The organism is Beijerinckia indica subsp. indica ATCC 9039 (assembly GCF_000019845.1).
Lineage (GTDB): Bacteria > Pseudomonadota > Alphaproteobacteria > Rhizobiales > Beijerinckiaceae > Beijerinckia > Beijerinckia indica.
Genome location: NC_010581.1, coordinates 514970 through 540145, shown reverse-complemented (window position 1 = coordinate 540145; position 25176 = coordinate 514970). Strand labels below are relative to the sequence as shown.

General features: G+C 57.7%; 20 protein-coding genes. 13 read left to right on the top strand and 7 right to left on the bottom strand.

Translation table 11 applies throughout. The features are described from left to right. Positions 1-4: 4 nt before the first annotated feature. The 4 genes from nifE to nifH form a co-directional block, all read right to left on the bottom strand. On the bottom strand, positions 5-1894 hold the full coding sequence (gene nifE, locus BIND_RS02420) for a nitrogenase iron-molybdenum cofactor biosynthesis protein NifE (protein WP_012383487.1): 1890 nt from the start codon (positions 1892-1894) through the stop codon (positions 5-7). Positions 1895-2185: 291 nt separating this feature from the next. Continuing rightward, complete coding sequence (nifK, locus tag BIND_RS02415) at positions 2186-3748, bottom strand: nitrogenase molybdenum-iron protein subunit beta (RefSeq protein WP_012383486.1); 1563 nt, start codon at positions 3746-3748, stop codon at positions 2186-2188. An 83-nt stretch (positions 3749-3831) separates the two neighbouring features. Beyond that, positions 3832-5292 (bottom strand): nitrogenase molybdenum-iron protein alpha chain, encoded by a 1461-nt coding sequence (nifD, locus tag BIND_RS02410; RefSeq protein WP_012383485.1) that lies wholly within the window; start codon positions 5290-5292, stop codon positions 3832-3834. A gap of 69 nt (positions 5293-5361) precedes the next feature. After that, positions 5362-6234 carry a nitrogenase iron protein gene (gene nifH / locus BIND_RS02405; RefSeq protein WP_012383484.1) on the bottom strand — a complete coding sequence of 291 codons (873 nt, stop codon included), beginning with the start codon at positions 6232-6234 and terminating at the stop codon, positions 5362-5364. A gap of 567 nt (positions 6235-6801) precedes the next feature. Here nifH and BIND_RS02400 point away from each other — a divergent pair. From BIND_RS02400 to BIND_RS02380, 5 genes are all read left to right on the top strand, one after another. Then, positions 6802-7263 (top strand): response regulator, encoded by a 462-nt coding sequence (locus tag BIND_RS02400; RefSeq protein WP_012383483.1) that lies wholly within the window; start codon positions 6802-6804, stop codon positions 7261-7263. Positions 7264-7727: 464 nt separating this feature from the next. After that, entirely contained in the window at positions 7728-8153 is a 426-nt protein-coding gene (locus BIND_RS02395; RefSeq protein WP_012383482.1) for an ArsC/Spx/MgsR family protein, read from the top strand. Positions 8154-8167: 14 nt separating this feature from the next. Further along, a complete protein-coding gene (locus BIND_RS02390; RefSeq protein WP_012383481.1) occupies positions 8168-10138 on the top strand; it encodes a SagB family peptide dehydrogenase in 1971 nt (656 codons plus the stop codon). Positions 10139-10197: 59 nt separating this feature from the next. Then, on the top strand, positions 10198-11016 hold the full coding sequence (locus tag BIND_RS02385) for a rhodanese-like domain-containing protein (protein WP_012383480.1): 819 nt from the start codon (positions 10198-10200) through the stop codon (positions 11014-11016). Positions 11017-11121: 105 nt separating this feature from the next. Continuing rightward, positions 11122-11568 carry a hypothetical protein gene (locus BIND_RS02380; protein WP_012383479.1) on the top strand — a complete coding sequence of 149 codons (447 nt, stop codon included), beginning with the start codon at positions 11122-11124 and terminating at the stop codon, positions 11566-11568. An 82-nt stretch (positions 11569-11650) separates the two neighbouring features. Here the strand turns inward: BIND_RS02380 and BIND_RS02375 are convergent, their stop codons facing one another. Continuing rightward, the gene (locus tag BIND_RS02375) at positions 11651-12052 is read right to left on the bottom strand and encodes a DUF2237 family protein (RefSeq protein WP_012383478.1); all 402 of its coding nucleotides are present in this window, start codon (positions 12050-12052) and stop codon (positions 11651-11653) included. Between the two features lie 76 nt (positions 12053-12128). Continuing rightward, a complete protein-coding gene (locus BIND_RS02370; protein ID WP_012383477.1) occupies positions 12129-12356 on the bottom strand; it encodes a hypothetical protein in 228 nt (75 codons plus the stop codon). Positions 12357-12762: 406 nt separating this feature from the next. Between BIND_RS02370 and BIND_RS02360 the strand changes: the two genes are divergently transcribed. Further along, the gene (locus BIND_RS02360; protein ID WP_012383475.1) at positions 12763-15429 is read left to right on the top strand and encodes a DNA translocase FtsK; all 2667 of its coding nucleotides are present in this window, start codon (positions 12763-12765) and stop codon (positions 15427-15429) included. A 62-nt stretch (positions 15430-15491) separates the two neighbouring features. Here BIND_RS02360 and BIND_RS02355 read toward each other — a convergent pair whose 3' ends face one another. Beyond that, positions 15492-16394, bottom strand: coding sequence for a LysR family transcriptional regulator (locus BIND_RS02355; protein WP_012383474.1), 903 nt, complete (start codon positions 16392-16394; stop codon positions 15492-15494). Positions 16395-16515: 121 nt separating this feature from the next. On the opposite strand from BIND_RS02355, the gene BIND_RS02350 reads away from it, so the two are divergent. The 7 genes from BIND_RS02350 (at position 16516) to pgl (ending at position 25133) form a co-directional block, all read left to right on the top strand. Further along, positions 16516-17133, top strand: coding sequence for a glutathione S-transferase (locus BIND_RS02350; protein WP_012383473.1), 618 nt, complete (start codon positions 16516-16518; stop codon positions 17131-17133). Between the two features lie 102 nt (positions 17134-17235). Then, positions 17236-17994: a haloacid dehalogenase type II gene (locus tag BIND_RS02345; RefSeq protein ID WP_041777886.1), complete on the top strand. Its 759-nt coding sequence runs from the start codon at positions 17236-17238 to the stop codon at positions 17992-17994. Positions 17995-18561: 567 nt separating this feature from the next. Then, positions 18562-20658: a transketolase gene (tkt, locus tag BIND_RS02340; RefSeq protein ID WP_012383471.1), complete on the top strand. Its 2097-nt coding sequence runs from the start codon at positions 18562-18564 to the stop codon at positions 20656-20658. A 164-nt stretch (positions 20659-20822) separates the two neighbouring features. Continuing rightward, a complete protein-coding gene (gene gnd / locus BIND_RS02335; protein WP_012383470.1) occupies positions 20823-21827 on the top strand; it encodes a phosphogluconate dehydrogenase (NAD(+)-dependent, decarboxylating) in 1005 nt (334 codons plus the stop codon). Further along, a complete protein-coding gene (gene zwf, locus BIND_RS02330; RefSeq protein WP_012383469.1) occupies positions 21824-23431 on the top strand; it encodes a glucose-6-phosphate dehydrogenase in 1608 nt (535 codons plus the stop codon). Before gnd ends, zwf begins: the two co-directional genes overlap by 4 nt. Before the next feature lie 70 nt (positions 23432-23501). Continuing rightward, positions 23502-24350, top strand: coding sequence for a Cof-type HAD-IIB family hydrolase (locus BIND_RS02325; RefSeq protein ID WP_012383468.1), 849 nt, complete (start codon positions 23502-23504; stop codon positions 24348-24350). A 57-nt stretch (positions 24351-24407) separates the two neighbouring features. Beyond that, complete coding sequence (gene pgl, locus BIND_RS02320) at positions 24408-25133, top strand: 6-phosphogluconolactonase (protein ID WP_012383467.1); 726 nt, start codon at positions 24408-24410, stop codon at positions 25131-25133. Positions 25134-25176: the final 43 nt, after the last annotated feature.

Genomic DNA, 25176 nt, shown 5'->3' with positions numbered 1-25176 from the left:
CTCATCACTCTGCCGCGATAGGCGGAATAGAAGCAAGAACCTCGCCAAGGATCTCCTCGATCGTCTCGCCGCAGCTGCCACAACCGCTGCCCGCTTCCGTGGCGGCCGTCACCTGAGCAGCTGTGCTCAATCCTTTATCACGAATGGCATCTTCAATCGTGCCCACCGTGACTTCTTTGCAGTTGCACACTTTTTTGGCACGACGCTTCTCTTCGGCCTGCGCGGGATCGAGCGCGACAGCATCAGCCGGCTTGAGAAGCTCCTCGATGATGCCTTCGATCGTGCCGACACAGCCCGTGCAGCCACCACCCGCATGGGTGATTTCGGTGACCTGCTTGGCGGTTGTCAGATTATTCGCCTTAATAGCGTCCTCGATCGTGCCGAGATCCACGGATTTGCACTTGCAAATCTTCTTCGAGCGCCGCTTCTCCTCCGCTTTGGCCGGGTTGGCAGCCAATTCAGCGGCCTCGCGCGCGGCTTCGGCATCAGCCTTGGCCTGCCAGCTTTCCGCGGGATTTTCCCACGGCGCAATCTTGCGCACTTGTTCCCAGATCGGATTGTAAAGCGCTTTGTCGATTTCGCGCACAAGATCAACCATGCCTTCATAGCCGGCATAGGCGTGATGACGTTCCTGGTTGATATCCAGCCACGGCATAGAGGCTTTCAGCGCGATGAACTGCGAACGGCCGCCGGACAACATGATATCCGCCTTGGCATCCTTCAGCATTTTATACATTTCGCGCGGCGACATATCGTCGAAGGCGTGAGCATCCTCACCCATCAATTCCTTGATGCGCTCTTTATCTTCCTTCGTCGACTTCTTGACACTGGTGCCAACGATTTCGAGACCGACTTCTTGCAAGGCGGCAACCACGGACCAGGACTTCACACCGCCGGTGATGAGCAGAACCTTCTTGCCCTTGAGGCGCGGCGTATAGGCTGCCATGCGCTCCCAGGCCTTCTTTTCTTCACGGGCAATCACCGCTTCAGCGCGATCCATGAATTCCGGCGGCGCGCCCTGATCGATCACCAATTGGGCAAGCTGCCGAATGGAATCGCTCATATCGCCGATGCCGTAGAACGAGCCTTCGAAATAGGGAATACCGTATTTATCTTCGAGCTTGCGCGTAATATTGATCATGGCCTTGGAGCAGACCATCATCGTCGCCTTGGCGCGATGCGCCTGCGCGACTTCATTATATTTCGCATCGCCGGAAATGCAGGAAATGATACGGAAGCCGATCTCCTTCAGGAGCGGCTCAACCTGCCACATTTCACCAGCCAGATTATATTCGCCGATGATATTCACATCATAAGGCGTCGTATATTCGGGCTCGATAGTGCCAATCACGTGAGCAAGCAGAGCCTCACCCGCGAGCTTGTTACCGAGATTCTTCGGACCGACAAAGCCGGGGGAATTCACAGGCACAATCGGCTTGCCGAATTTTTTCGAAGCCGCCTTGCACACCGCGTCGATATCGTCGCCGATCATGGCCGGGACGCAAGTCTGATAGACGAAGACAGACGGCGGATTATATTTTTCGATGATTTCCTTGATGCTCTTGTAGAGCCGCTTCTCGCCACCGAACACCACATCGGTTTCATTGATATCGGTTGTAAAGCCGGTGCGATAGAGTGTGGAACCCGACGAGAAAGCGCCGCGATTGTCCCAGGAATTGCCTTCGCAGGCAATCGGACCATGAACAAGATGGGCCACATCGGTAATGGGCTGCAGGGCGATCTTGGCGCCGTCGAAGGCACAACCGCCCGCTGCGCCACCAGGCTGCAATTGTTTCGTGCAACCCTTTTTCTTTTCCTTTTCAGACTTGCCGGCATTTTTAGCGCAGCCCGGCTCGTTGAAAACGTCTTGAATTGTGGCGGAAACACTGCTCATCGAATTCTCCTCGGCGCTTTCCGACCGGCATACCGGCCAGACTTCGATGCCGCGCACGCTCATTTTGGCAGCGCGACTGCCCAGTGAGGCTTCATTATCGGCATCGAAGGGGAATGGATGCTTCTAAAAACCTGCCTCGCGGGTTTGCTAGCATCATACTAGCAAGAACTATGCGCTTAGCTAGGACTACTTCCGCATTTTGGAAGGTTTTTAGAGGCGCCCACAAGTTTGGAAAAACAGGGCCCTAAAACCAAAGGAGAACAGCTTGCGCTGTTCTCCTGAGTTTTGTGCTTAGCGAATGATGTCGTAGCTGAAGTCCGAGTGGGCCGGCACGATCGTGTTCTTGTCGATTTCCTCGAAGATCTTGTCGAGGATCCAGACCAGAACGTTGAGACCACCCTGATAGCCCCACACCGGATAACGATGGTGATGGTGGCGATCGAAGATCGGGAAGCCGATGCGGATCAGCGGGGTGCCCGTATCACGCTCCAGATACTTGCCGTAGGTGTTGCCGATCAGGAAGTCCACCGGCTCCGTGAAGAGCAGCGAACGCATGTGCCACAGGTCGCGCAGCGGATAGACATGGCAGTTCTTGCCGAAGGGGTTCGCATCGAGCATGGCCTGAACCTTTTCGGCCCATTTCGGCGAACCATTGGTCGCCAGAATGTGGGTCGGTTCACCGCCATTTTCCATCAGGAATTGAGCGAGACCGATGCAGAGATCGGGATCACCGTAGATGGCGAACTTTTTGCCATGGATATGCGAGCTGGAGTCAGCCATCGCGTCGACGAGACGACCACGCTCGAGCTTGATCTGCTCGGGAACGGCCTTGCCGGTCAGGCGAGAGATTTCGAGAAGGAAATCGTCCGTCGCCTTGACACCGATCGGATGATTGAAAGCAACCGTCTCGTGCTTCCATTCTTCCTCGATGTACTTCATCGTCTTTTCGGTGCAATATTCCTGCATCGAAACGGTGGCCTTCGAGTTCACCGCGGCAACCATCTCGTCGATGGTGGTGCCGCCATCGAACATGCGGAACGTGCCGTCGGTGGGCGTATCCCAAACATCGCTGTTATCGGCGATGATGGTATATTCGAAGCCCATCATGTCGAAGATGCGACGGATCTCACGGAGGTTACCGACCGTGTAGGGGTCGAAGCCGCCGATGAAGTTGATCGTTTCGTTCGGAACGCGCTGCAGCTTTTCAACGGTGCCGGCCTTGCCGCCCCAGAAATGCTCATGCACGCCCTTCAGCGCATTGTCATAGCCCGTGATATGGCTGCCGACGAAGGCCGGGGTGTGGGCGAAGGGAACATCATAGGACATCGGGAGCGAGCCCTTGTCCTTCGCGGTCTTGATGAAGGCGTTCAGATCGTCGCCGATGACTTCCGCCATGCAGGTCGTCGAAACGGCAATCATCTTCGGCTTGTAAAGGTTATAGGTGTTCGCAAGGCCGTCGATCATGTTGTTCAGGCCACCGAACACGGCCGCGTCTTCCGTCATCGAGGAAGAAACGCAGGAGCTGGGCTCCTTGAAATGACGCGAGAAATGCGAACGATAATAAGCGACGCAACCCTGCGAGCCATGAACGAAGGGAATTGTGCCTTCGAAGCCGACAGCCGCGAAAACGGCGCCGAGCGGCTGGCAAGCCTTAGCCGGATTGACGGTCAGCGCCTCACGCGCAAAGTTCTTTTCACGATATTCAGGGGTCTTGGTCCACTCGACAACCCGCTGCACTTCGGCTTCCGCGACCGGGTTTTCGAAATTCTTCTTCTTGTTCGCGAGCATCTCCCGATATTCCGGCTGACGGAACAAGTCGAAGTGATCGAGAACGTGATCGGCGTTCTGAGGCATGCTGGAAAATCCCTTTTTTTGATTTGTCTCGGTGCACCCCGACAAATGCCCTCCTCCCGTGGGGAGGAGGGCACGGGGAGATATTAGAACGGAGCCTTGGTCAAACCCCAAACCGGGGAATTGATGGCCATGTCCATATCGCGAGCGAAGATGGCGAAGCCATCATAGCCATGATACGGGCCCGAATAGTCCCAAGAATGCATCTGACGGAAAGGAACGCCCATTTTCTGGAAGACGTACTTTTCCTTAATGCCGGAACCAACCAGATCAGGCTGGATCTTTTCGACGAACTTCTCGAACTCGTAGCCGGTCACGTCGTCATAGATCAGCGTGCCGTCCTTCACATAGTGAGTGGTGCGCTGATAGTCGTCGTTATGGCCGAACTCATAGCCGGTACCGACAACTTCCATGCCGAGATCTTCGTAAGCGCCGATAACGTGACGCGGACGCAGACCGCCGACGAAGAGCATGACCTTACGGCCATGGAGACGCGGACGATACTTCTCGATCACCGCATCGGACAGAGCGCGATACTTGGCGATGACCTTCTCGGCATTTTCCTTGATCTTGTCGTCGAAGTGGCTGGCGATCGTGCGCAGCGACTCAGCGATCTTGGACGGGCCGAAGAAGTTATATTCCACCCACGGAACACCGTACTTTTCTTCCATGTGGCGGGAGATGTAGTTCATCGAGCGGTAGCAGTGAAGGACGTTGAGCTTCGCCTTCGGCGTCGCCTCGAGTTCGGCGATGGAACCGTCACCCGACCACTGAGCGATCACGCGGAGGCCCATTTCCTCGAGAAGGATACGGGACGACCAAGCGTCACCACCGATGTTGTAGTCGCCGATGATGGCAACGTCATAGTCGGTGAGTTCGATACGGGCGGGCTTGCCTTCCATCTTGTCGAACACCCAGTCACGAACGGCGTCGTTCGCAATGTGGTGGCCGAGAGACTGGGAAACGCCACGGAAGCCTTCGCAGCGGACCGGAACAATGGTCTTGCCGCCATATTCCTTGGACTTCTGCTTCGAAACGGCTTCGATGTCGTCACCGATGAGGCCGATCGGGCATTCCGACTGAACCGTGACACCATGGTTCAGGGGGAACAATTCCATGATTTCGTCCATGATCTTCGCGAGCTTCTTGTCGCCGCCGAAGACAATGTCCTTTTCCTGGAAGTCCGAGGTGAACTGCATGGTCACGAAGGTGTCAACACCGGTCGTGCCAATGTAATAGTTACGACGCGCAGCCCAGGAGTACTGGCCGCAGCCGACCGGACCATGGCTGATGTGGATCATGTCCTTGATCGGACCCCACACCACGCCCTTCGAACCGGCGTAGGCGCAGCCACGGATCGTCATCACGCCCGGGACGGACTTGATGTTGGACTTGACCGAGCAATCCTTGCCACCTTCCTGGAACTGGTTGAGGTGCTTGGCGCGGTTTTTCTTGCTCTTTTCGGGATAGGCCTCCAGGACCTCAGCGATGAGTTCCTTGTTCCTCTGCTTGATTTCTTCGATTGTTTCGGGTGCCGATAGGCTCATGCCAATCTCCTGAAGTATTCGTCTTGCAGTAAAGACCGGCCCCTCCTGAGAGGGGCCGGCTTAAGGGCATTAGGCCGAGAGCTGAGCGGCGGTGAGGCCGACCTGCGACTCGTCAACCTGCTTCATGATGCCGTGAGCCATGAGGATGTCCTCGAGCTCGTCCATGGTGATCGGGGTCGGGATGATGCCGTTGCCCTTGTTCGCATGGACCTTGTTGGCGAGCGTACGATACTCGTCAGCCTGCTTGGAATCGGGAGCATATTCGACAACCGTCATACGACGGAGTTCGGCATGCTGCACGATGTTGTCGCGGGGAACGAAGTGGATCAGCTTGGTGCCGAGGCGCTTGGCAAGCTCTTCAGCCAGCTCGAGTTCCTTGTCGGTCTGACGCTCGTTGCAGACGAGACCGCCGAGACGCACGCCGCCCGAGTTGGCATACTTCAGAATGCCCTTGGAGATGTTGTTGGCCGCATACATGGCCATCATCTCGCCAGACATGACGATGTAGATTTCCTGAGCCTTGTTCTCACGGATCGGCATGGCGAAGCCACCGCAGACCACGTCGCCGAGCACGTCGTAGGAAACGTAGTCAACGTCTTCGTAAGCGCCGTTTTCCTCGAGGAAGTTGATCGAGGTGATAACGCCACGACCGGCGCAGCCGACGCCCGGCTCCGGACCACCGGACTCAACGCACTTGATGTCGAGGTAGCCGACCTTCATGACGTCTTCGATTTCGAGGTCTTCGACGGAACCAGCGGCAGCGGCGAGGCTGAGGATGGTGTCTTGGGCCTTCGAGTGAAGGATCAGGCGGGTCGAGTCAGCCTTGGGGTCGCAGCCGACGATCAGGATCTTGTGGCCCATCTGGGCGAGGCAGGCGAGGGTGTTTTGCGAGGTGGTGGACTTGCCGATACCACCCTTACCGTAGAACGCAATCTGGCGCATTTAAAAGATCTCCTTAGTGCCGTTTTGCTATTTAACCGTGGACCCGAGACGCATGATTCCTGCCACAGTTCCTGCATCAGGCATCGCTACGCCATGGCGGCGCGGGACACGACACGTCACATGCCTTCATATCGGCGACGTATCCCTGGCCCTTCTCTCGCAATCAGCGTGCCAACCGATCAAGAAAATAGACGGCATTGAAAATATTTAGATTTCTGTTTCAACCCGGACCATTTTCGGCGTGTTCAGATTCCGACAACGATTTTTTGCTGTCACGAACGAAACAGCCATGCCGCTTTCGCGGACCCGGTAGCAAATTCTTCTCTATGAATGAATTAAGGCGATCATCGCTGGATAAATATCATGTGGCCGTTTCTGCTTTCGACCCGATGAAAGCTCCTGAGCGCCCTTCAAACATAATCATGCATTCGTCCTGCACGCTTTAATCTTGCCGAGCAGACGAGCATTCCGCTAGAATCCAAGAGCCTCGCAGCCGGCGGGTATAGAAGTTGCTTTGCGCGGCTCGGTCGACAGCGTCGAACGACGCATTCAAGGAGCAAGATCACCATGCAGATCGGCGTCGATAATGACCGCAGGGTCGAAAACAAACGCGTCTTCGTCATCGACAATGACGGAGTGACGGGATCCATCCTTCAATTCATGCTTGAAGATCACAACGAGACGCATGAATTCGCGTCCGTCCAGGAGGCCTTCGATTCCTCCGAAAAAGTGGTCTACGGCAAAACCGAAAAGTCGGTCCCCAATCTCCTGATCGTCGGCGTCAATATCCTCGAGGAAAAAGGGCCCGATGTCCTTAAGGAGATCAGCGCCAAATTCCCTGAAGCGAAAATCGTCGTTCTGGCCGATAATGCGGAGAATGAATTCGCTAAACAAGCGCTCGCAAAAGGCGGCGGCGCGCATGGAATTCTGACGAAACCGCTCACGGTCGAAGTTGTCCGTCGTAAGGTCGACATGCTGCTTGGCCGCCTGAAGAGCGAATTCGTACAGCTGACGGATTTCAGTTTCTGAGCGAGGGTTTTCTTAAAACCGTAAACCTGATGGCATCGGACCGATCATCCATTCAGTCCGGTGCTTTTTCTTGCGGTCTTATACCTTAATCGAAGAACGGCACGCCGGTCATATCGGAGTGCAGCCCAAGCTCCCGCCCATTTTGGCCTCAGTGAACCGCTTTCTCTTCCAGAGCGCGCTTATAATATATAAGGTATCGTTCAAGCTAGGCGAGGCGGTGTTCTGTTCCTTTCAAGGGATGGTTTGGGCGCCACTTTGAGGCCCCCGAGGTCTCATCGGCTTACGTCTTGATCGGCGGAATTTCGAAATCTCCCCTGATTTCTCGCGCCCTTTTGAAGCCGTGCCCTTTAGGTGAAACTGATCCCTACCCGGCCCGACATGCCTTTTTCGCCCCTTCGGCCTCCCGAAAAGTCTTCCTCGCTGGCAATAGAGGGACGACATCGATCATCCCGGAGATTTTGAGCATGCAGATCATTTTCTATGAAAAGCCCGGTTGCTCCAACAATAGCCGGCAGAAAGCGCTTCTCGAGGCCGCGGGCCATGAACTCGATGTTCGCAACCTGCTTGTCGAAAAATGGACAGCCGAAAATTTGCGGTCCTTCTTCGGCGATCGGCCGGTGGCCGATTGGTTCAATAAAGCGGCACCACAGGTCAAATCGGGAGCGGTAGACCCGCAAAACACCGACGCGGAGACCGCTTTGGCGCTCATGCTCGCCGAACCGATCCTGATCCGCCGGCCCTTGATCGAAGCTGCGGGACAACGCGCTGTCGGTTTCGATCCCGCCGAAATGGAAGCCTGGGTCGGACTTCAGGCACCGCGTGTGCAAGGCGTCGATCTCGAAACATGCCGCCGGCCCAAGGAAACGGCAGCCTGCCCGGACAAGCCGTAAAAGGAAACCTATTCATGACGATCGGGCTGCCCCCCGCCAATGCAGCGGACGTAATCCTCGCCTATCATCAGCGCACCAAACACAAGATGGACCGTTATGCCGCCGGGCCGGAGACCCTGGACTGGTCCGAGCAGCCCAATCCCTTCCGCGATTTCGCTGGCGCCGAGTCCAAACTTCTCCCTCTCGGCGCTGAAAACATCACGACGCCTTTCGCCAATATCTACAATCCTGACCGCACGCCTGCCGCCGCGCTCGACGAAACGTCGGTTGGCGCTCTCCTGCAATTGTCCCTGGCCTTGAATGCCTGGAAGGAATATGGCCCGGATCGCTGGGCCATGCGCAGCAATCCGTCGAGCGGCAATCTGCACCCGACCGAAGCCTATGTGCTGGCGCGCAACATTCCCGGCCTTGCTGACGGCGTTCATCATTATGCCCCCCGCAATCACAGCCTGGAACATCGCGGCTCCCTGAGCAATGCGACGTCGGGCGAGCCTGCTCTGTGGATTGGCCTGTCCTCCATTCATTGGCGCGAAGCCTGGAAATATGGGGAACGGGCCTTTCGCTATTGCCAGCTCGATGTCGGTCACGCGATCGGCGCCCTGCGTTATGCCGCCGGCACACTCGGCTGGCGCCTGCAAATGGTCGAAGGTTTGAGCAGCGCCGAAATCGCCAGCCTGCTTGGTCTTGATCGCGACGCGGATTTCACCGCTGGCGTCGAGCGCGAGGCCCCCGACCTGATCCTGCGCGTCGTGACCGGCCCCGGCGTCACCGCCTTGAAGGGAGGGGATGCCGGTTTCCTGCTTGATCAATTGTCGGTTTGGCAGGGGCGCGCCAATGTCCTTGACCGTCATCATATGTACAAATGGCCGGTGATCGACGAAGCCTCCGCCGCCACCAAAAAGACCGCCCCGCACGAGGAGACGCCTTACCGCGGCAATTTCCCGGGCATCGGAGAAGGGTCACCGGAGCCCGCCGCCAAGGTGATCTTGAACCGGCGCAGCGCCCAAGCCTTCGACCGCAGCGCCCGGATGGGCAGCGGCTCTTTCTATCACCTCATTGATCGGCTGCTCGCCCGTCCGGTCGCGCCTTGGGATGTCTGGACCTATGCACCGCGCCTGCATCCGGTTTTCTTCATCCATCGTGTCGATGGGCTCGAACCCGGTTTGTATATTCTCCTGCGTAATCCGGATGCGGAAATGCGCCTGAAACAGGCGACACATCAGGACTTTGTCTGGAAACGGCCAGAGCATGTCCCGCCGCAATTGAACTTCTTCCAGCTCTTGCCAACGGATTGCACAAAAGTTGCCCGTACCTTGCACTGTCATCAGGCTATCGCTTCAGATTCCTGCTTCGCTCTCGGCATGCTGGCGGAATTTGACGAACTCGTTCACGCCGAACCCTGGCGCTACAAACAATTGCATTGGGAAGCGGGGTTGATCGGCCAGGTGCTTTATCTCGAGGCGGAAACCTTGGGATTCCGAGGCACCGGGATCGGCTGCTTTTTCGATGATGCGATGCATGAGATCCTGGGTCTCAAGGATACCCGTTTCGCCACGCTCTATCATTTCACAGTCGGCCTTCCCCTCATTGATACGCGAATGTTGACTTTGCCGCCCTATGGCGACCGCACCGAGGTCGAGGACACGACACAAACACAAGGAATACAAACCATGGCTGAAGAAGCGAGCTTCGAGCGGATCGGCATCGATATCGCCCGTCAATTGATCGCGGATGACAAGACCCTGGTCCTCGACATGCGCGACCCTGGCTCCTATGAGAGCGGCCATATTGAAGGCGCCGAACATGTCACGGAATCCAATCTCTTCCATTTCCTCTCGACGACGCCGAAGGATACGCCCGTGCTGATCTATTGCTACCACGGCAATTCCAGCCAGGTTTATGCGAAAACCTTCGCCGATTTCCGCTTCAAGACTGTTTACAGTCTTGATGGCGGCTATGAAGGTTGGCGCAAGGCAAACAGCTGAGCAGACAACGAAGAGAAGCAGGGACGAGCCCAGATTTTCGCCCAGGATAGGATTTAGGCATGGCGACATATCGCAGGATCACAATCGATGAAGCACGCAGCCTGATGGATGCGGAGACCAAGCCCGTTGTGATCGATGTCCGCGATCCGGCTTCTTATCAAAAAGGCCATATCGACGGCGCTCTCCGTGTCGATCTCACCAATCTCGACACTCTTTTGAAAGAGACCCCAAAGACCAAGCCGGTGCTGATCTATTGCTATCACGGCAATTCCAGCCAGGCCTATGCCAAGGCCTTTGGCGCCGCCGATTTCGCTGATGTGTTCAGCATGGACGGCGGTTATGAGGAATGGCGAAAGGCCGAAATGCGCCAGAATGCGGCGCCGATCGAAGAGGCTCCCACGGTCGAAGGCCTCAGCGACGCGCTCGAAGCATTCCTGAAAGAGCACGGCTATCCGAAAGGGGGTGTCAATGCAGTGACACCCACGGACCGGATGACCCCCTTGATGCGCGCCTGCCATCTCAACGCCAAGGCGATCGTCACCGAATTGCTGCAGGCCGGCGCGCGCGTCGATGCCAGCAATAATGATCAGAACCAGGCTTTATGGCTTGCCTGCGTGGGTGATGATCCTGACATTGTCGATATGATCATCGCGGCAGGCGCTGACCTCAATCATGCCAATGTCAATGGATCGACGGCCTTGATCTATGCGGCCTCGGCCGGCAAGGCCAAGGCGCTCGCCCGCCTTCTCGCTGCTGGCGCCGATCTCGATTATCAGGTCGATGGTTTCAGCGCCATCGACATGGCCTCGACGCTCGAATGCCTCAATATGATGCGAGAGGCCAAGCGCCGGGCCAAAGCCGCCAAGGCCGGATCATGATCGGGTCCTTTATCGACAAGCAAGACAGCCTGTATTCTTTCCCATGAATTTTCGGCTTTCGCCGAAAGAGAACCGCGTCCGATAGGATGCGTCAAGGATCTGCCCATGGCTTCGCCCCTGACGATTCTCGCCGATTCCACGGATGGAAAGCATTTCGAAATCACGCTCGAGAAGAGCGAAGGCGATAATGCCGTGCTGCGGCTCGAAATCTGGGGCAGCAATCTCGATCACCGTCGCGATGAGCCAAGCCGAGACGATTTCCTGAAACTTTACGAGATCCGTTTTGATCGCGTGCAACGCCTGATCTGCAAAGCCAAGATGAATGGATCTTATCCCACGATTACCGTGATGTTCAGCCCGGCGAAAGAGGACCAGAAAGCCACACTCCGCACTGTCGTCGCGAATACATTCGCGAGCCTCGGTGACGGGACCTATGATTATCCGATGGAAACAACCGACTACGAGGCTTTGAAGCAATTTCTGATCGAGGCGGACTTTCCCTTGATCGAAGCCTCCGTCATAAAAAATGAAAAGGCCGTCCTGCGGCGCTAAGAAGCGCCGCGCGGCTCAATCCAGCTTTGTTTCAATAGAGCAGGACGGCATATTCACCTCCGTCCCCGGCAGCCATACAGGCTCAGGACAGATCCACCGCATAGCGCTTGAGATCATCGAGAGCACAAAAGGCGAGCGCGCCTTCATGTGTCGCCTTTAAGACCACACGTGGCATTTTGCCAGCCTCGAATGCCTCCTGCCAGCGCGGCGCGCAAAGGCACCAACGCTCACCGGGTTTGACACCGGGGAAACCATATTGCGGCAATGGCGTGGAAAGATCATTTCCGCGCGCCTTGGAAAAGGCCAGAAATTCTTCCGTCGCGACAATGCAGACCGTGTGGCTGCTGACATCCTCGGCGGACGTATCGCAGCAGCCATTCCTGAAGAATCCCGTGAGGGGATCGAAGGAACAGCTTTCCAGCGGCTCACCCAGCACATTGCGCGACGGCCTGCGGCCCCCGTTTCCCGAATCATCCCTGAACATTGTGGCTCCAAAAGCCGGATCCCGGCATCGTCAGATCAGCGGTCGGAAAGACGATCGCTGGAACATTCTCGCATTTTCACGGATGCCCGTGAAAAAGCAAAATCAGGGGAAGGAACCAAGAACCGCTCGCCGCGACCTTGGTATCATGCGGTCCCGCCAATGGATCATCGAGCGCCTGAAGGACCGCCATCGATCTTCCATAATCAATTTCCGCGCCGATGCCGACAGTCACAATGCCCGTCGAAGGGTGCTCGAAAGCCGCAAGAACATTTGCCCTACGCTCGCCCAATGAAATTTTTTTCATTTTTGTCCGCTGTCACATAGACGTGACGAAAGAGCTTGGCTAAAATTTGCTCAGTTGGCATTTCATGTGGCCGGGCGGGGGCAAGGCTGGCTGCGAGAACGCAGGCGTGGAAAGACAGCTCGAAGCCCGGTCCCGACACGTTGGGACCGGGCTTATTGTTTGGACCCAATCGCCCCTCCACGAGGCCCATCGCGGCCTCCCCTTAAGGTTAAATCACCTTTAACCGCCACGCTCTACTATCGTGTTCAGGCCGTTGGGCCGCGCCTTGGTTGACGCCTTAGAGCATGTCGCCTCGAACCCGTTTCGAAGGACATGTTTCAGCGTTCTGCAAATGCATCAAATTGGTCCCAAAAGCGGTCTCCGCTTTCGGGGTTGAGGATGCAGCGTCAAGAAACACGTGAGCCGTATGCGAACGACCTCCCATTATACCGCCCTGGACCATATCCCCGAGCCTGTACGAATCTTTACGGCGCGGCGGAGCGCGGAACTGGCTGGCCTCGCCCTTATCGGCGGCATTGTCGGGCTGGCGCTCGCCCTGACCTCCTGGTCAGTGCAAGATCCAAGTTTCAATCATGCGGCGGATGGACCCATCCGTAATTTTCTTGGCGCGCCAGGCGCCGTCGCCGCCGATCTCCTCATGCAGATGCTGGGGCTCGGAGTCCTGGCTTGTCTGTTACCGCCCGGCTTTTGGGGTTGGCGCCTTTTGACGACCCACAAGCTCGACCGCCTCGGCTTGCGCCTCGTTCTCTGGCTGGCTGGCATGGCTTGCGCGGCTGGCCTTGCGTCGCTCCTGCCGCCGACCCATAGCTGGCCCTTGCCGACCGGGCTCGGCGGCGTCCTTGGCGATGCGGTTCTGTTTCTCCCGCAAAAATTATTCGCGTCGTTCCGCCCCGGCCTGTTCATTATCGGCGCGATGCTCGCCGCTGGCGCCCTTCTCTTTCTTGCGGCGAGCATTGGCCTGCGCCCCCATCCTCTCGATGCCGAAGACCTCGATGAGGAACCCGTGCCCACCCTCGCCAATGCCAGCAAGGACGAGGATGCGGCTGGCGAACCGGGACTGCTTCTTGTTGCTCTCACGGGCCTGATCCAGTTGGGCCTCGCCCTCAAGAGCTGGGCTTCGCGCTTCTTGGCCCGAAGAGTTCGGCCCGTCACAGCCAAGCCCGCACCATGGCAGGCTGGCTGGCGCGAGACCCATGGCGATTTCGATCCCCCGCTCGATCTCGCAGGCGAACCTTTGCAATGGCTGGAACCCGCTCCTGAACCGCCGCCGTTCGATGCCAGCGCCTATGCGCCGCGTGCAACCCGCGAAGCCGTGCGTCGAGAACGCGCTGCTGCGTCCTCTACCGAGACGCGGCCTGCACGCGAAGTGCACGTAGAAGAAGAACAAGACGATTATGATTTCGCAGCGGAACTACCGCCCTTGAGCGTGACGCCGCCAGCGCCGCCACCCAAGCCCAGTGCCCGCGCCTTGCAGGAAAAAGCCCCAGCGCCACAAAGCGCTCCGATGTTTCGCGTGTCGAACCGAAACACTAATCAGGTCTTCGAATTGCCTCCGCTCGCCATGTTGAGCGAACCGAAGAAACAGGGCACGCGTCTTTCCGACGACGCCTTGCAGCAGAATGCGCGCGTGCTCGAAGGCGTTCTGGAGGATTTCGGTGTCAAGGGCGAGATCATCAATGTGCGCCCCGGCCCGGTCGTGACGCTTTATGAACTCGAACCCGCGCCTGGCATTAAATCCTCCCGCGTCATCGGTCTTGCCGACGATATCGCCCGCTCCATGTCGGCGCTCTCGGCCCGCGTCGCGGTGGTCCAGGGCCGCAATGCGATCGGCATTGAATTGCCCAATCTGCGGCGGGAGACCGTTTTCCTACGCGAACTCCTGTCAGCCCATGATTTCGAGGAGAGCAAGCACAAGCTCGCCATTGCGCTCGGCAAAAATATCGGCGGTGAGCCCATCATCGTCGATCTCGCCCGCATGCCGCATCTGCTCGTCGCCGGCACCACAGGCTCCGGCAAATCGGTCGCCATCAATACGATGATTCTGTCACTGCTCTATCGGCTCAAGCCCGATCAGTGCCGGCTCATCATGGTCGATCCGAAAATGCTCGAACTCTCCGTCTATGACGGGATTCCGCATCTTCTCACCCCCGTCGTCACCGATCCGAAAAAAGCGGTCGTCGCCCTGAAATGGGCGGTGCGCGAAATGGAAGACCGCTACAAGAAAATGTCCAAGGTCGGCGTCCGGAATATCGACGGTTTCAATGCCCGTGTGGCGGAAGCCACTGCCAAGGGCGAGGTCATCACCCGCGTCGTGCAGACGGGTTTCGACCGCGAGACCGGAGAGGCGATTTACGAACAGGAGGAAATGAACCTTTCCGTCCTGCCCTATATCGTCGTCATCGTCGATGAAATGGCCGATCTGATGATGGTCGCCGGCAAGGATATCGAGGGCGCGATCCAGCGCCTGGCACAAATGGCGCGCGCCGCTGGCATTCATCTCATCATGGCGACGCAACGCCCCTCGGTCGATGTCATCACTGGCACGATCAAGGCGAATTTCCCGACCCGCATCTCCTTCCAGGTCACTTCGAAAATCGACAGCCGCACCATTTTGGGCGAGCAAGGCGCCGAACAATTGCTGGGCCAGGGCGACATGCTCTATATGGCCGGCGGCGGTCGCATTTCCCGCGTCCATGGACCTTTCGTGTCGGACGGTGAAGTGGAAAAAGTCGTGGCGCATCTCAAGACGCAAGGCCAGCCCGATTATCTCGACGCCATCACCGCCGAGGACGAAGAGGGTGAAGACGGCGAGGCTCCGGCCCCCGGCAGCATGGATGCCGAGGAAGGGGGCGATCTTTACGACCGCGCCGTGGCGATCGTCCTGCGCGACAAGAAATGTTCGACAAGCTACATCCAGCGCCGCCTTTCGGTCGGCTATAATAAAGCGGCTTCTCTCGTCGAACGGATGGAAAAGGAGGGTGTCGTCGGGGCCCCCAATCACGCCGGCAAACGCGCCATTCTCGTTGGCGGCGGGGTCGATCGTGGCGCTTTCGATCTCGCGGCAGAAGGGTGATCAATGAGAGAGCAGAGCAATTAACGATCGGCCCTCCCTATCCCATCAGATCATCAAACGCCTCATTCGACTTCTGGAAAGCGCCCGCGAAGCGCAGCGACGGCATGATCGATGAACATGCGAATGCGCGACGGAAGATACCGACCGACGGGATAGACAAGATGGATGGGGATGGAGGGCGGCTCGTGCGCTATAAGCAGGCGCCGCAACGCCCCGATTTCTTCCAGCGGCGCTGATTGATAAGAAAGAACACGTGTAATTCCTGCTCCGCGCGACGCAGCCTCCAACGCGGCCTGCACTGAATTCACCACGAGTTGCGGTTTGACGAGCACGGATCGGGGATTTGTACTGCTCCTGAAGCGCCACCGGAAAGGCAAGGGCCTCGCGCCCATGATGGCAATAACCCGATGGTTAGCCAGGTCTTTTGGATGCAATGGCGTGCCGGCCATGGCGAGATAGTCGGGACTGGCGCATAGCACTTGTCGCACACTGCCAAGCCGGATGGCTCGGAGGCTCGAGTCAGATAAATGCGCGATACGCACACCGAGATCTACGCCCTCATCAATCAACGAAACCATCCGATTCAGCAACAGAAGAGAAATCTCCACGTTGCTATGGGCCGCCATGAAGCTCTCCACGAGGGGCAATACATGGAGGCGCCCAAACATTTCCGGCGCGGTTATCGTGATGAGCCCAGATGGCGTGGCATTTCCATCGGCCGCGTCCCGCAACTGGGCATAATCAGCCAGAATGCGCCGCGCTTGCTCCAGAGTGCGCTGTCCTGCCTGCGTCAACGCAACGGCGCGCGTGGTTCGCGTCAGGAGTTGCGTTCCCAAGACATCCTCCAACACGGCGACGGCACGGCTCACAGCGGTCGTAGAACGACCGAGCTGACGACTAGCCGCAATGAAACTGCCCTGCTCAGCGACCGCGACGAAAGTCGAAAGGTTGTCCAGCCGGTCCATCGAATTATCCTGATTTTAGCGACAGAGTGTGCCAAAGCTCCTCAATTATCCCGGTTGTCGCCGTACCGTATAGTGCTGCAAGCCCGCTTTGGCCCTGGCAATAGAGAGAGGAAATTTTGAGATGCCCGAGAGTCCGAACCTGACCCTTTATGGCTTGCGCCTGTCCGGCCATTCGCATCGGGCCGAACTGATGTTGAGTTTGCTCAACCTGTCATACCACTTCCATGCGGTCGATCTCGCCGCTGGCGAACAACATACGGATGAATTTCATAGACTGAACGTGTTCGAAACTGTTCCCGTATTACAGGATGGAGACGTCACGATTGCAGATTCCGTTGCCATCCTCGTCTATTTAGCACTCAGATACGACCCATCGAGAATGTGGCTCCCAAGCGAACCTTCAGCGGCGGCTCAGGTCCAGCGCTGGCTCTCCGTGGCGCAGGGCCCCGTATTCAACGGACCATGCACAGCGCGGTTGATCAAGATATTCGGTCTGCCAGGTGATTATGAGCATGCCGCTGCAGAGTCAAAACGACTCCTTGAGCGGCTTGATGAGACGCTAACGCAAAGCCCGTTTCTAACTGGAACAACCATCACGCTCGCTGATGTCGCGATCTACAGCTACATTGCCAAGGCACCGGAGGGCGAGGTGTCACTTGAACCGTATCAAAATGTATGCGCATGGCTAAACCGCGTGGAAGCGCTACCTTTCTTCCTGCCCATGCCGGCGGCCAATTAGACGCCCTCACCTGCTCGCCCTATCCCTCGCACGCAAACAGCACAAGCCTGCGTTTGCGTGGTCGAGTCTATCAAGCAGCCCGATCACGCTCCGGTGCGATAAATGTCGAATTTCCCAATTCACCGCAGGACGCTCTTAATGGGGGCAACGAGTTTGCTCGCCCGCACAAAGATAGTACAAGCGGCCCCCTCGCCCATCCGTGCTATCGCATTTGATGGATTTCCCATTTTCGACCCGCGCAGCGTCCCAATGCTCGCGCGCGATATGCTCGGCGAGCGAGGCGAATTGCTTGCAGCGCAATGGTCGAACAAGATTTTTAGCTATAGCTGGCTTCTAACGGCAGCGGGACACTACCAAGATTTCAGAACATTGGCGGATACCACTCTATCCTACACAGCTCATGCAATGGATCTCACACTGGATGACAATACGCGCCAAAGACTCATCAACCAGTATGAATCATTAGACATATGGCCGGATGTAAAGCCAGCGCTTGAACGATTGCGCACGGCCAATATCAGACTCGCATTCCTGTCCAATCTCGGCGCCACGACATTGATGGCCAATATGAACCGCAATGGCATCGCAAGCTATTTTGAGGCCCCAATCAGCACCGATCGCGTGAAACGTTTCAAGCCGGCTCCTGAAGCCTATAAAATGGCGGTCGATGCCTTTGGCCTGCCACGTGAGCAGATCGGTTTCGCTGCTTTTGGCGGTTGGGACGCGATTGGGGCAACCTGGTTCGGTTACCGAACGGCGTGGGTGAATAGATTAGGCCTGCCCGCTGAACCGTTCGACATACGTCCTGAGATTACGAGCCGTGGGATGGAAGGCGTTCTTACCCTTGCGGGGCTTACTTGACTATCCATCAGCATAAAGCCAGAGCCGTGGAAACTGGAAAGCTCGCCCCTCCGCGCCCTGGCTCCTCTTGAATCACAGCAGGCTCAAATCCGCGATGATCTGGCTCTTAAATCATGAACAGATCAGAAGACGGCATAGTCGTGTCATTTTAAATAAATATTTTGTGCCCAGTTATAGTGATCTTTCTACGTACCCCGCCCGCCTTTGCTGTTTGATCTTTTGCAAGACCTTCATGAAAGCGCCGCGTTTCTCATAGATGATTCGCATGGAAAGCTTGCTCTTTCCACCTTGCCGCCTTTCCCACCGTGCCGCTTTTCTACCTGGCCACTCGGCGAAGCGGGAAACTTCGGGCCTTGCTTAAAGAAGCGTCATCGCCTTTAATGTTATAACCACTTCAACTCAGGCCAATCACGGCTTACAATGCTGCCGTCTTGTTCCCGAGCGCATGACCCTTTAAACGCAATCGAGGTCATGCTCTAAATTTTGCCAAACGCATCAAATTCATCCCAAGACAGGGTCCCATCCCTGGATTTGATGCTTCCCGCCCCTCTTCGAATCGAGCGCCCCATGTCCAGTGTTCAAAATCCCGCCACGGAGTCTCTTTCTCCCGCGAACACCGCACAGGCCTTGGATCAATTGTGCATCAATACGATCCGGACCTTGACGATCGACGCCGTGCAGAAAGCGAATTCCGGTCATACCGGCGCGCCTATGGGACTAGCGCCCGTCGCTTATACGCTTTGGCAGAAATTCCTGCGCTATGATCCGACCGACCCCACCTGGCCGAACCGCGACCGTTTCGTTCTGTCGGTCGGGCATGCGTCCATGCTGCTCTATTCCCTCATCCATCTTGGCAATATCCGCATTCCTGGTACGCAAGAACCTGCGGTTAGCCTGGAAGACATCAAGAATTTCCGCCAGAACGGCAGCCGCACGCCCGGCCATCCGGAATATGGCTTCACCATCGGCGTCGAAACCACGACCGGCCCGCTCGGCGCTGGCTGCGGCAATAGCGTCGGCATGGCCATCGCCGGACGCTGGCAGGCCGCCCGCTACAACAAACCCGGCCAGACCCTGTTCGATTACGACGTTTATACATTATGCAGCGATGGCGACTTGATGGAGGGCGTCGCCTGCGAGGCTGCCTCGCTCGCCGGACATCTTCAACTTTCCAATCTGTGCTGGATCTACGACAGCAACCACATCACCATCGAGGGCAAGACCGATCTCGCCTTCAGCGAGGATGTCGCCAAACGCTTCGAATCCTATGGCTGGAACGTGCTGCATGTCGAAGACGCCAATGATTGCGACGCGACCACAGCCGCCCTTACGACCTTCAAACAGACCAATGATAAGCCGACGCTGATCATCGTGCATTCGATCATCGGCTATGGTTCCCCCCATAAGCAGAATACATCCGCCGCCCATTCCGACCCCTTGGGCGAAGAGGAAGTGCGCCTCACCAAACGCTTCTATAATTGGCCGGAAGACGCGCAATTCCTGGTGCCGGATGGCGTCCTCGAACATTTCGCGGGCTCTTTCGGGCAGCGCGGCAAAACCATGCATGCGCAATGGTCGAACCTGTTCGATCAATATCGCCAAGCCGATCCGCAAACGGCGGGCCAGCTCGACACCATGTTTGCCCGGCAATTGCCGGAAAACTGGGACAAGAACTTGCCGACTTTCCCGGCCGACGCCAAAGGCATGGCGACTCGTGACGCGTCTGGTAAGGTATTGAATGTGCTTGCCGAAAATTGCCCCTGGCTGGTCGGCGGTTCCGCCGATCTTGCGCCTTCAAACAAGACCAAGCTGGTTTTCGAAGGGGCTGGTGCGCTGGAGCCTGGCAATCCCGGCGGCCGCAATGTGCATTTTGGCATTCGCGAACATGCGATGGGTGCTATCGTCAATGGTCTCGCTCTTTGCGACCTGCGCGCCTTCGGCGCGACGTTCCTCGTCTTCAGCGATTATTTGAGGCCCGCGCTGCGCCTCTCGGCGCTGATGGAATTGCCGGTGTTTTTCGTCTTCACCCATGATTCCATCGGTGTTGGCGAGGACGGCCCGACGCATCAGCCCATCGAACATCTGGCGAGCCTGCGGACCATTCCGCATCTCATTACCCTGCGCCCCGCCGACGCCAATGAGACGGTCGAAGCCTACCGGGTCATTTTCAATCAGACCGCACGGCCGGCCGCCTTGGCGTTGAGCCGTCAAGCCCTGCCGGTTATCGACCGCACGATTTACGGCTCGGCGGAAGGCGTCGCGCGCGGCGCTTATATTCTCGCCGATACGGAAGGCGATGCGCCCAAAGTGATCCTGCTCGCGAGTGGCAGCGAGGTTTCTCTGTGCCTCGAGGTTTTCGAGCGTTTGAAAAAGGACGGCAAGGGCGCCCGGGTCGTCAGCATGCCGTCCTGGGAATTGTTCGAACAGCAGGAATCCACTTATCGCGACACCGTCCTGCCGCCGGCGATCAGCGCCCGGGTCGCGGTCGAGCAGGCCTCCACCTTCGGCTGGGAGCGTTATGTCGGACGCAGCGGAGAGATCATCGGCATGCATGGGTTCGGTGCCTCGGCGCCGTATAAGGCCCTGCAAAACCGGTTCGGTTTCACCGTCGACAAGGTCCTCGAAGCAGCCCTGGCGCAGCTCGCATCGACGCCCGCCTCCTGAGACGAAGCACTCGGGACAATAAGCCAAAGACCGCTCTTTGCGGCCTTTGGCGTCAAACCAGGGTCGCGGACAGAGACACTGGATCACATTCTCGAATGTTTGTTGAAAATTCGAGAATGTCCATCGGGTGTTGTTTATAACCGATGGGAGAGAAGGAGAATGGCATGCAATTAGGCATCATCGGTCTTGGCCGAATGGGGGGCAATATTGCACGCCGCCTAACCCGCGCCGGTCATCAATGCGTGGTCTATGACGCCAAGCCAGAGATTGCCCAAGGTCTGGCCAAGGAAGGCATGACGCCCGCGCGGGACCTTGCCGAACTCGTGCAGCTTCTGGCACCGCCGCGCGCCATCTGGATCATGCTGCCGGCGGGACCCATCACGGAAGAAGCCGTCGAGACGCTCGGCCGCTTGCTCAGCTCAGGCGATGCGCTCATCGACGGAGGCAATACCTATTATAAAGACGATATCCGCCGCGCCGCGGCCCTCGCCACACGCGGGATACATTATCTCGATGTCGGCACGTCCGGTGGCGTCTGGGGCCTTGAACGCGGCTATTGCATGATGATCGGCGGCCCGAAGGATGCGGTTGCGGGTCTCGATCCGATCTTCAAAACACTGGCGCCCGGCATCGGCGATATTACCCGCACACCTCATCGCGAGGGCCGCGACCCGCGCGCCGAGCAGGGCTATATTCACGCGGGGCCGGCCGGCTCCGGGCATTTCGTTAAAATGATCCATAACGGCATCGAATATGGCTTGATGCAGGCCTATGCGGAAGGCTTTGATATTTTACGAAACAAAGCCTCGGAGGCCTTACCGGAAAACGAGCGTTTCGATCTCGACCTCGCCGATATTGCCGAAGTCTGGCGGCGTGGCAGCGTGGTCGCTTCCTGGCTTCTCGATCTCACGGCAATTTCGCTCGCGGAAAGCGGCGATCTCGCCCATTATGAAGGCGCCGTTGCGGATTCCGGCGAGGGCCGTTGGACGCTGGAAGCAGCCATCGAGGAAGCCGTGCCCGCCAATGTGCTCGCCGCCTCGCTCTTTGCGAGGTTCCGCTCGCGCCAGGACCATACGTTTGGCGACAAGCTCCTCTCCGCCATGCGCTTCCAATTCGGTGGCCATGTCGAGGTCAAGGAGCCAGGCACAGCCGCGGACGCGCCGAAATGAACGGGGCCGCGCCGCGATCGCCCGTTTCCGAATGCAGCCCTGAGACCGTCACGGCGCCAGCCTGTGTCTTTGTCATTTTCGGAGCCTCGGGCGATCTCACGCGCCGCCTTCTGATGCCGTCCCTGCTTAATCTCGCCAGGGAAGGCCTGCTCTCGTCGGATTTTTGTATCATCGGCGTTGATCATCACGAAAAGACCGACGAAAGCTTTCGTGAGGCCATCGTCAGCACGATCACAAAAACGAGCCAGGCTGGCGCGGAAAAGGATGAAGGCGCCACCACCGCCGATGCCACTGCCCTCGCCTTCCTGCGCCAGCGTCTTTATTATCATACCGGCGATTTCACCGATCCTGCGACCTATGCCGGGCTCGAAAAAAAGCTCGCAAGCCTTGCTGGAACAATGCATGGACAGGCGGCTCAAAACCCCGCCAATGCCGTCTTCTATCTCGCGACGGCGCCCCGGTTCTTCGAGACCATCATCGCCCAACTCGGCGCTAGCGGCCTCGCACGGCAAAGGGACCGCGCCTTCCGCCGCATCATTATCGAAAAGCCCTTCGGCCGCGATCTCGCCTCCGCGCGCGCGCTCAATGCCGCGATTCTGCATGAGGTCGATGAGGCGCAAATCTACCGGATCGATCATTTTCTCGGCAAGGAAACCGTGCAGAACATCATGGTCCTGCGCTTTGCCAATTTCATGTTCGAGCCGATCTGGAACCGTGATCATATCGATATGATCGAGATCACGGCGGCGGAAACCGTGGGTGTCGAAGGCCGCGGCCGTTTTTATGAGACGACCGGCGCGCTCCGCGACATGGTGCCGAACCATATGTTCCAATTGCTCTCCATGATTGCCATGGAGCCGCCCAATTCCTTCGACGCCGATGCGATCCGCACGGAAAAGGCCAAAGTCATCGAAGCCGTGCGCCGATATAGCCCGCAAGAAGCCATGGCCAATGCGGTGCGCGGCCAATATGGCGAGGGCGAAATTCTGGGCCAAAAAATCACAGCCTATCGTGCATCGGAGACCGTCGATCCGGCAAGCATGACGGAAACCTATGCCGCTCTGAAATTATGGATCGATAATTGGCGCTGGCAAGGCGTGCCTTTTTTCATCCGCACCGGCAAGGCGCTCGCCCACCGGCGGACGGAGATTGTCGTTCATTTCAAGAAGGCGCCAGGTGTCCTGTTCCGCGAACTTGACGCCTGCGATTATTCCCCCGGGAGGATGATCCTTCATATTCAACCGGACGAAGGCGTTTCCCTGCGTTTCGTCGCCAAGCGCCCCGGCCGCAAAGTCACATTGGCCAATGTGGAAATGGATTTTTCCTATGCCGATTATTTCAAGGCCAATCCGAGCACCGGCTATGAAACCTTGCTCTATGATTGCCTGATCGGCGATCCGACGCTGTTCCAGCGCGCCGATAATGTCGAGGCCGGCTGGGCGGTGGTCCAGCCTTTCCTCGACGGCTGGGCCGATCGGGAGCTTGGAACTCTCAGTCCGCTCGAAATCTATCCCGCGGGCGGGGAAGGCCCGGCAAAGGCCGATGCGCTTCTGGCGGCCAGCGGCCATGCCTGGCGCGCACTCGAGTCATCCCATCAGTCCTAAAAGACGCCTCACACGCTGAGAGCTTTCCCTCCACTCGCCCCGACCAGCAAGCCAATTTGCGGGACCTGACATGAGCGACACAGTCACCCCGATCTCGCTTTTCATATCGGACGTGGATGGCACCCTGCTCACGCCGGATAAAAGCCTTACGCCCGCGACCATTGCCGCAGTCCAGCGTCTTCATGCCCTGGGACTTCCCTTCACTCTGGTATCGAGCCGGCCGCCCCAGGGTTTCGCGATGCTGATCGAGCCCTTGGAATTGAACGCGGGGCTGAAGCTGCCGCTGGCCGCCTTTAATGGCGGCATGATCATCGATCCCCAACTCACATGTCTCGGCATCGATCTGCTCCCGCGTGAATGCACCCAAGAGACCATCGAGACGATGCGCGCCCAGGGGCTTGAAGTCTGGCTCTATACCGAAACCGGCTGGTATGTGACCGAACCGGATGGGGCCTATGTCACGCATGAAATCCATGCCATCAAAGCCAAGCCCATCACCGTCGCGGATTTCTCCGGCCTCATCGACAAGGCCGCGAAGCTCGTTGGTTCATCGAAGGATTTCGCGAAAGTCGTGGCTTGCGAGCAGGTTCTCGCCCAAAAGCTTCAGGGCAAGGCCAATGCGCATCGATCACAAGCCTATTATATCGACGTCACGCCGCTTGGCGCCGACAAGGGCCATGCGGTAGAAAAAATCGCCTCGATCTGCGGTATCCCATTGGCCGAAGTGGCCGTCCTCGGCGATATGGAGAACGATCTGCCCATGTTCGCCACGGCTGGCGTCGCAATTGCCATGGGCAATGCGACAGAGGCCGTCAAGGCGAAGGCCGATGCCGTGACAAGCGACAATCAGCACGATGGTTTTGCCGAGGCCGTCACATCCTTCATTCTGCCGCGTGTTCGTTCGCGCCCCAAGATTTAGTGCTCGTGCCTTTCGATAAACCTCTCGAAGGTCAGTTTGCCCAAAGGTAAGTTTGCAATGACGCCCGACCCGATTATCGATGTCGCCCTGAATGCGGAGGATCTGACGGAGCGCGTCGCTCTATGGATCGCCAATTGCGTCGCATTGGCCGGACGGCCGGTTTCGCTCTGCCTATCGGGCGGCTCGACCCCCAAACGGCTTTATGCCTTGCTCGGCTCGGAGGGGTTTCGCGCCGCCATTGATTGGACGCAACTGCATATTTTCTGGGGGGACGAACGGTTCGTCCCGTATGATCATCCAGACAGCAATTATAAAATGACTCATGAGGCTTGGCTCGCGCATGTGCCGATCCCGCGCGATCAGATTCATCCGATCCCGACCGACGCCGGCTCGCCGCAAAAGGCTGCGGCCCTTTACGCCAAGACCTTGCAGAATTTCTACGGCGCGACCCAATTCGACAAGGACCGTCCCTTGTTCGACATCAATCTGCTTGGCATTGGCGAGGACGGCCACACGGCCTCCCTGTTCCCCGGCACCATTGCGCTCGATGAACGTGAGGCCTGGGTTACGGCCATTGAGGGCGCGGCGTCGCATCCGCGCATTTCCCTGACCTATCCGGCCCTTGGGTCGAGCCGCACCATTGTGTTTCTTGCGGCGGGGAAAGCCAAACAGACCATTCTGAAACGCGTGCTCGCCCATGACCAGACCCTGCCGGCGGCCCGCATCGAGACACACGGTAGGATCCTTCTCTATACGGATAAGGATGCTGTGGCCGAGGCCTGACCTCCGGAACGGTCCGGGTTCAGTTTCGCGCCAGCAAGCCGTG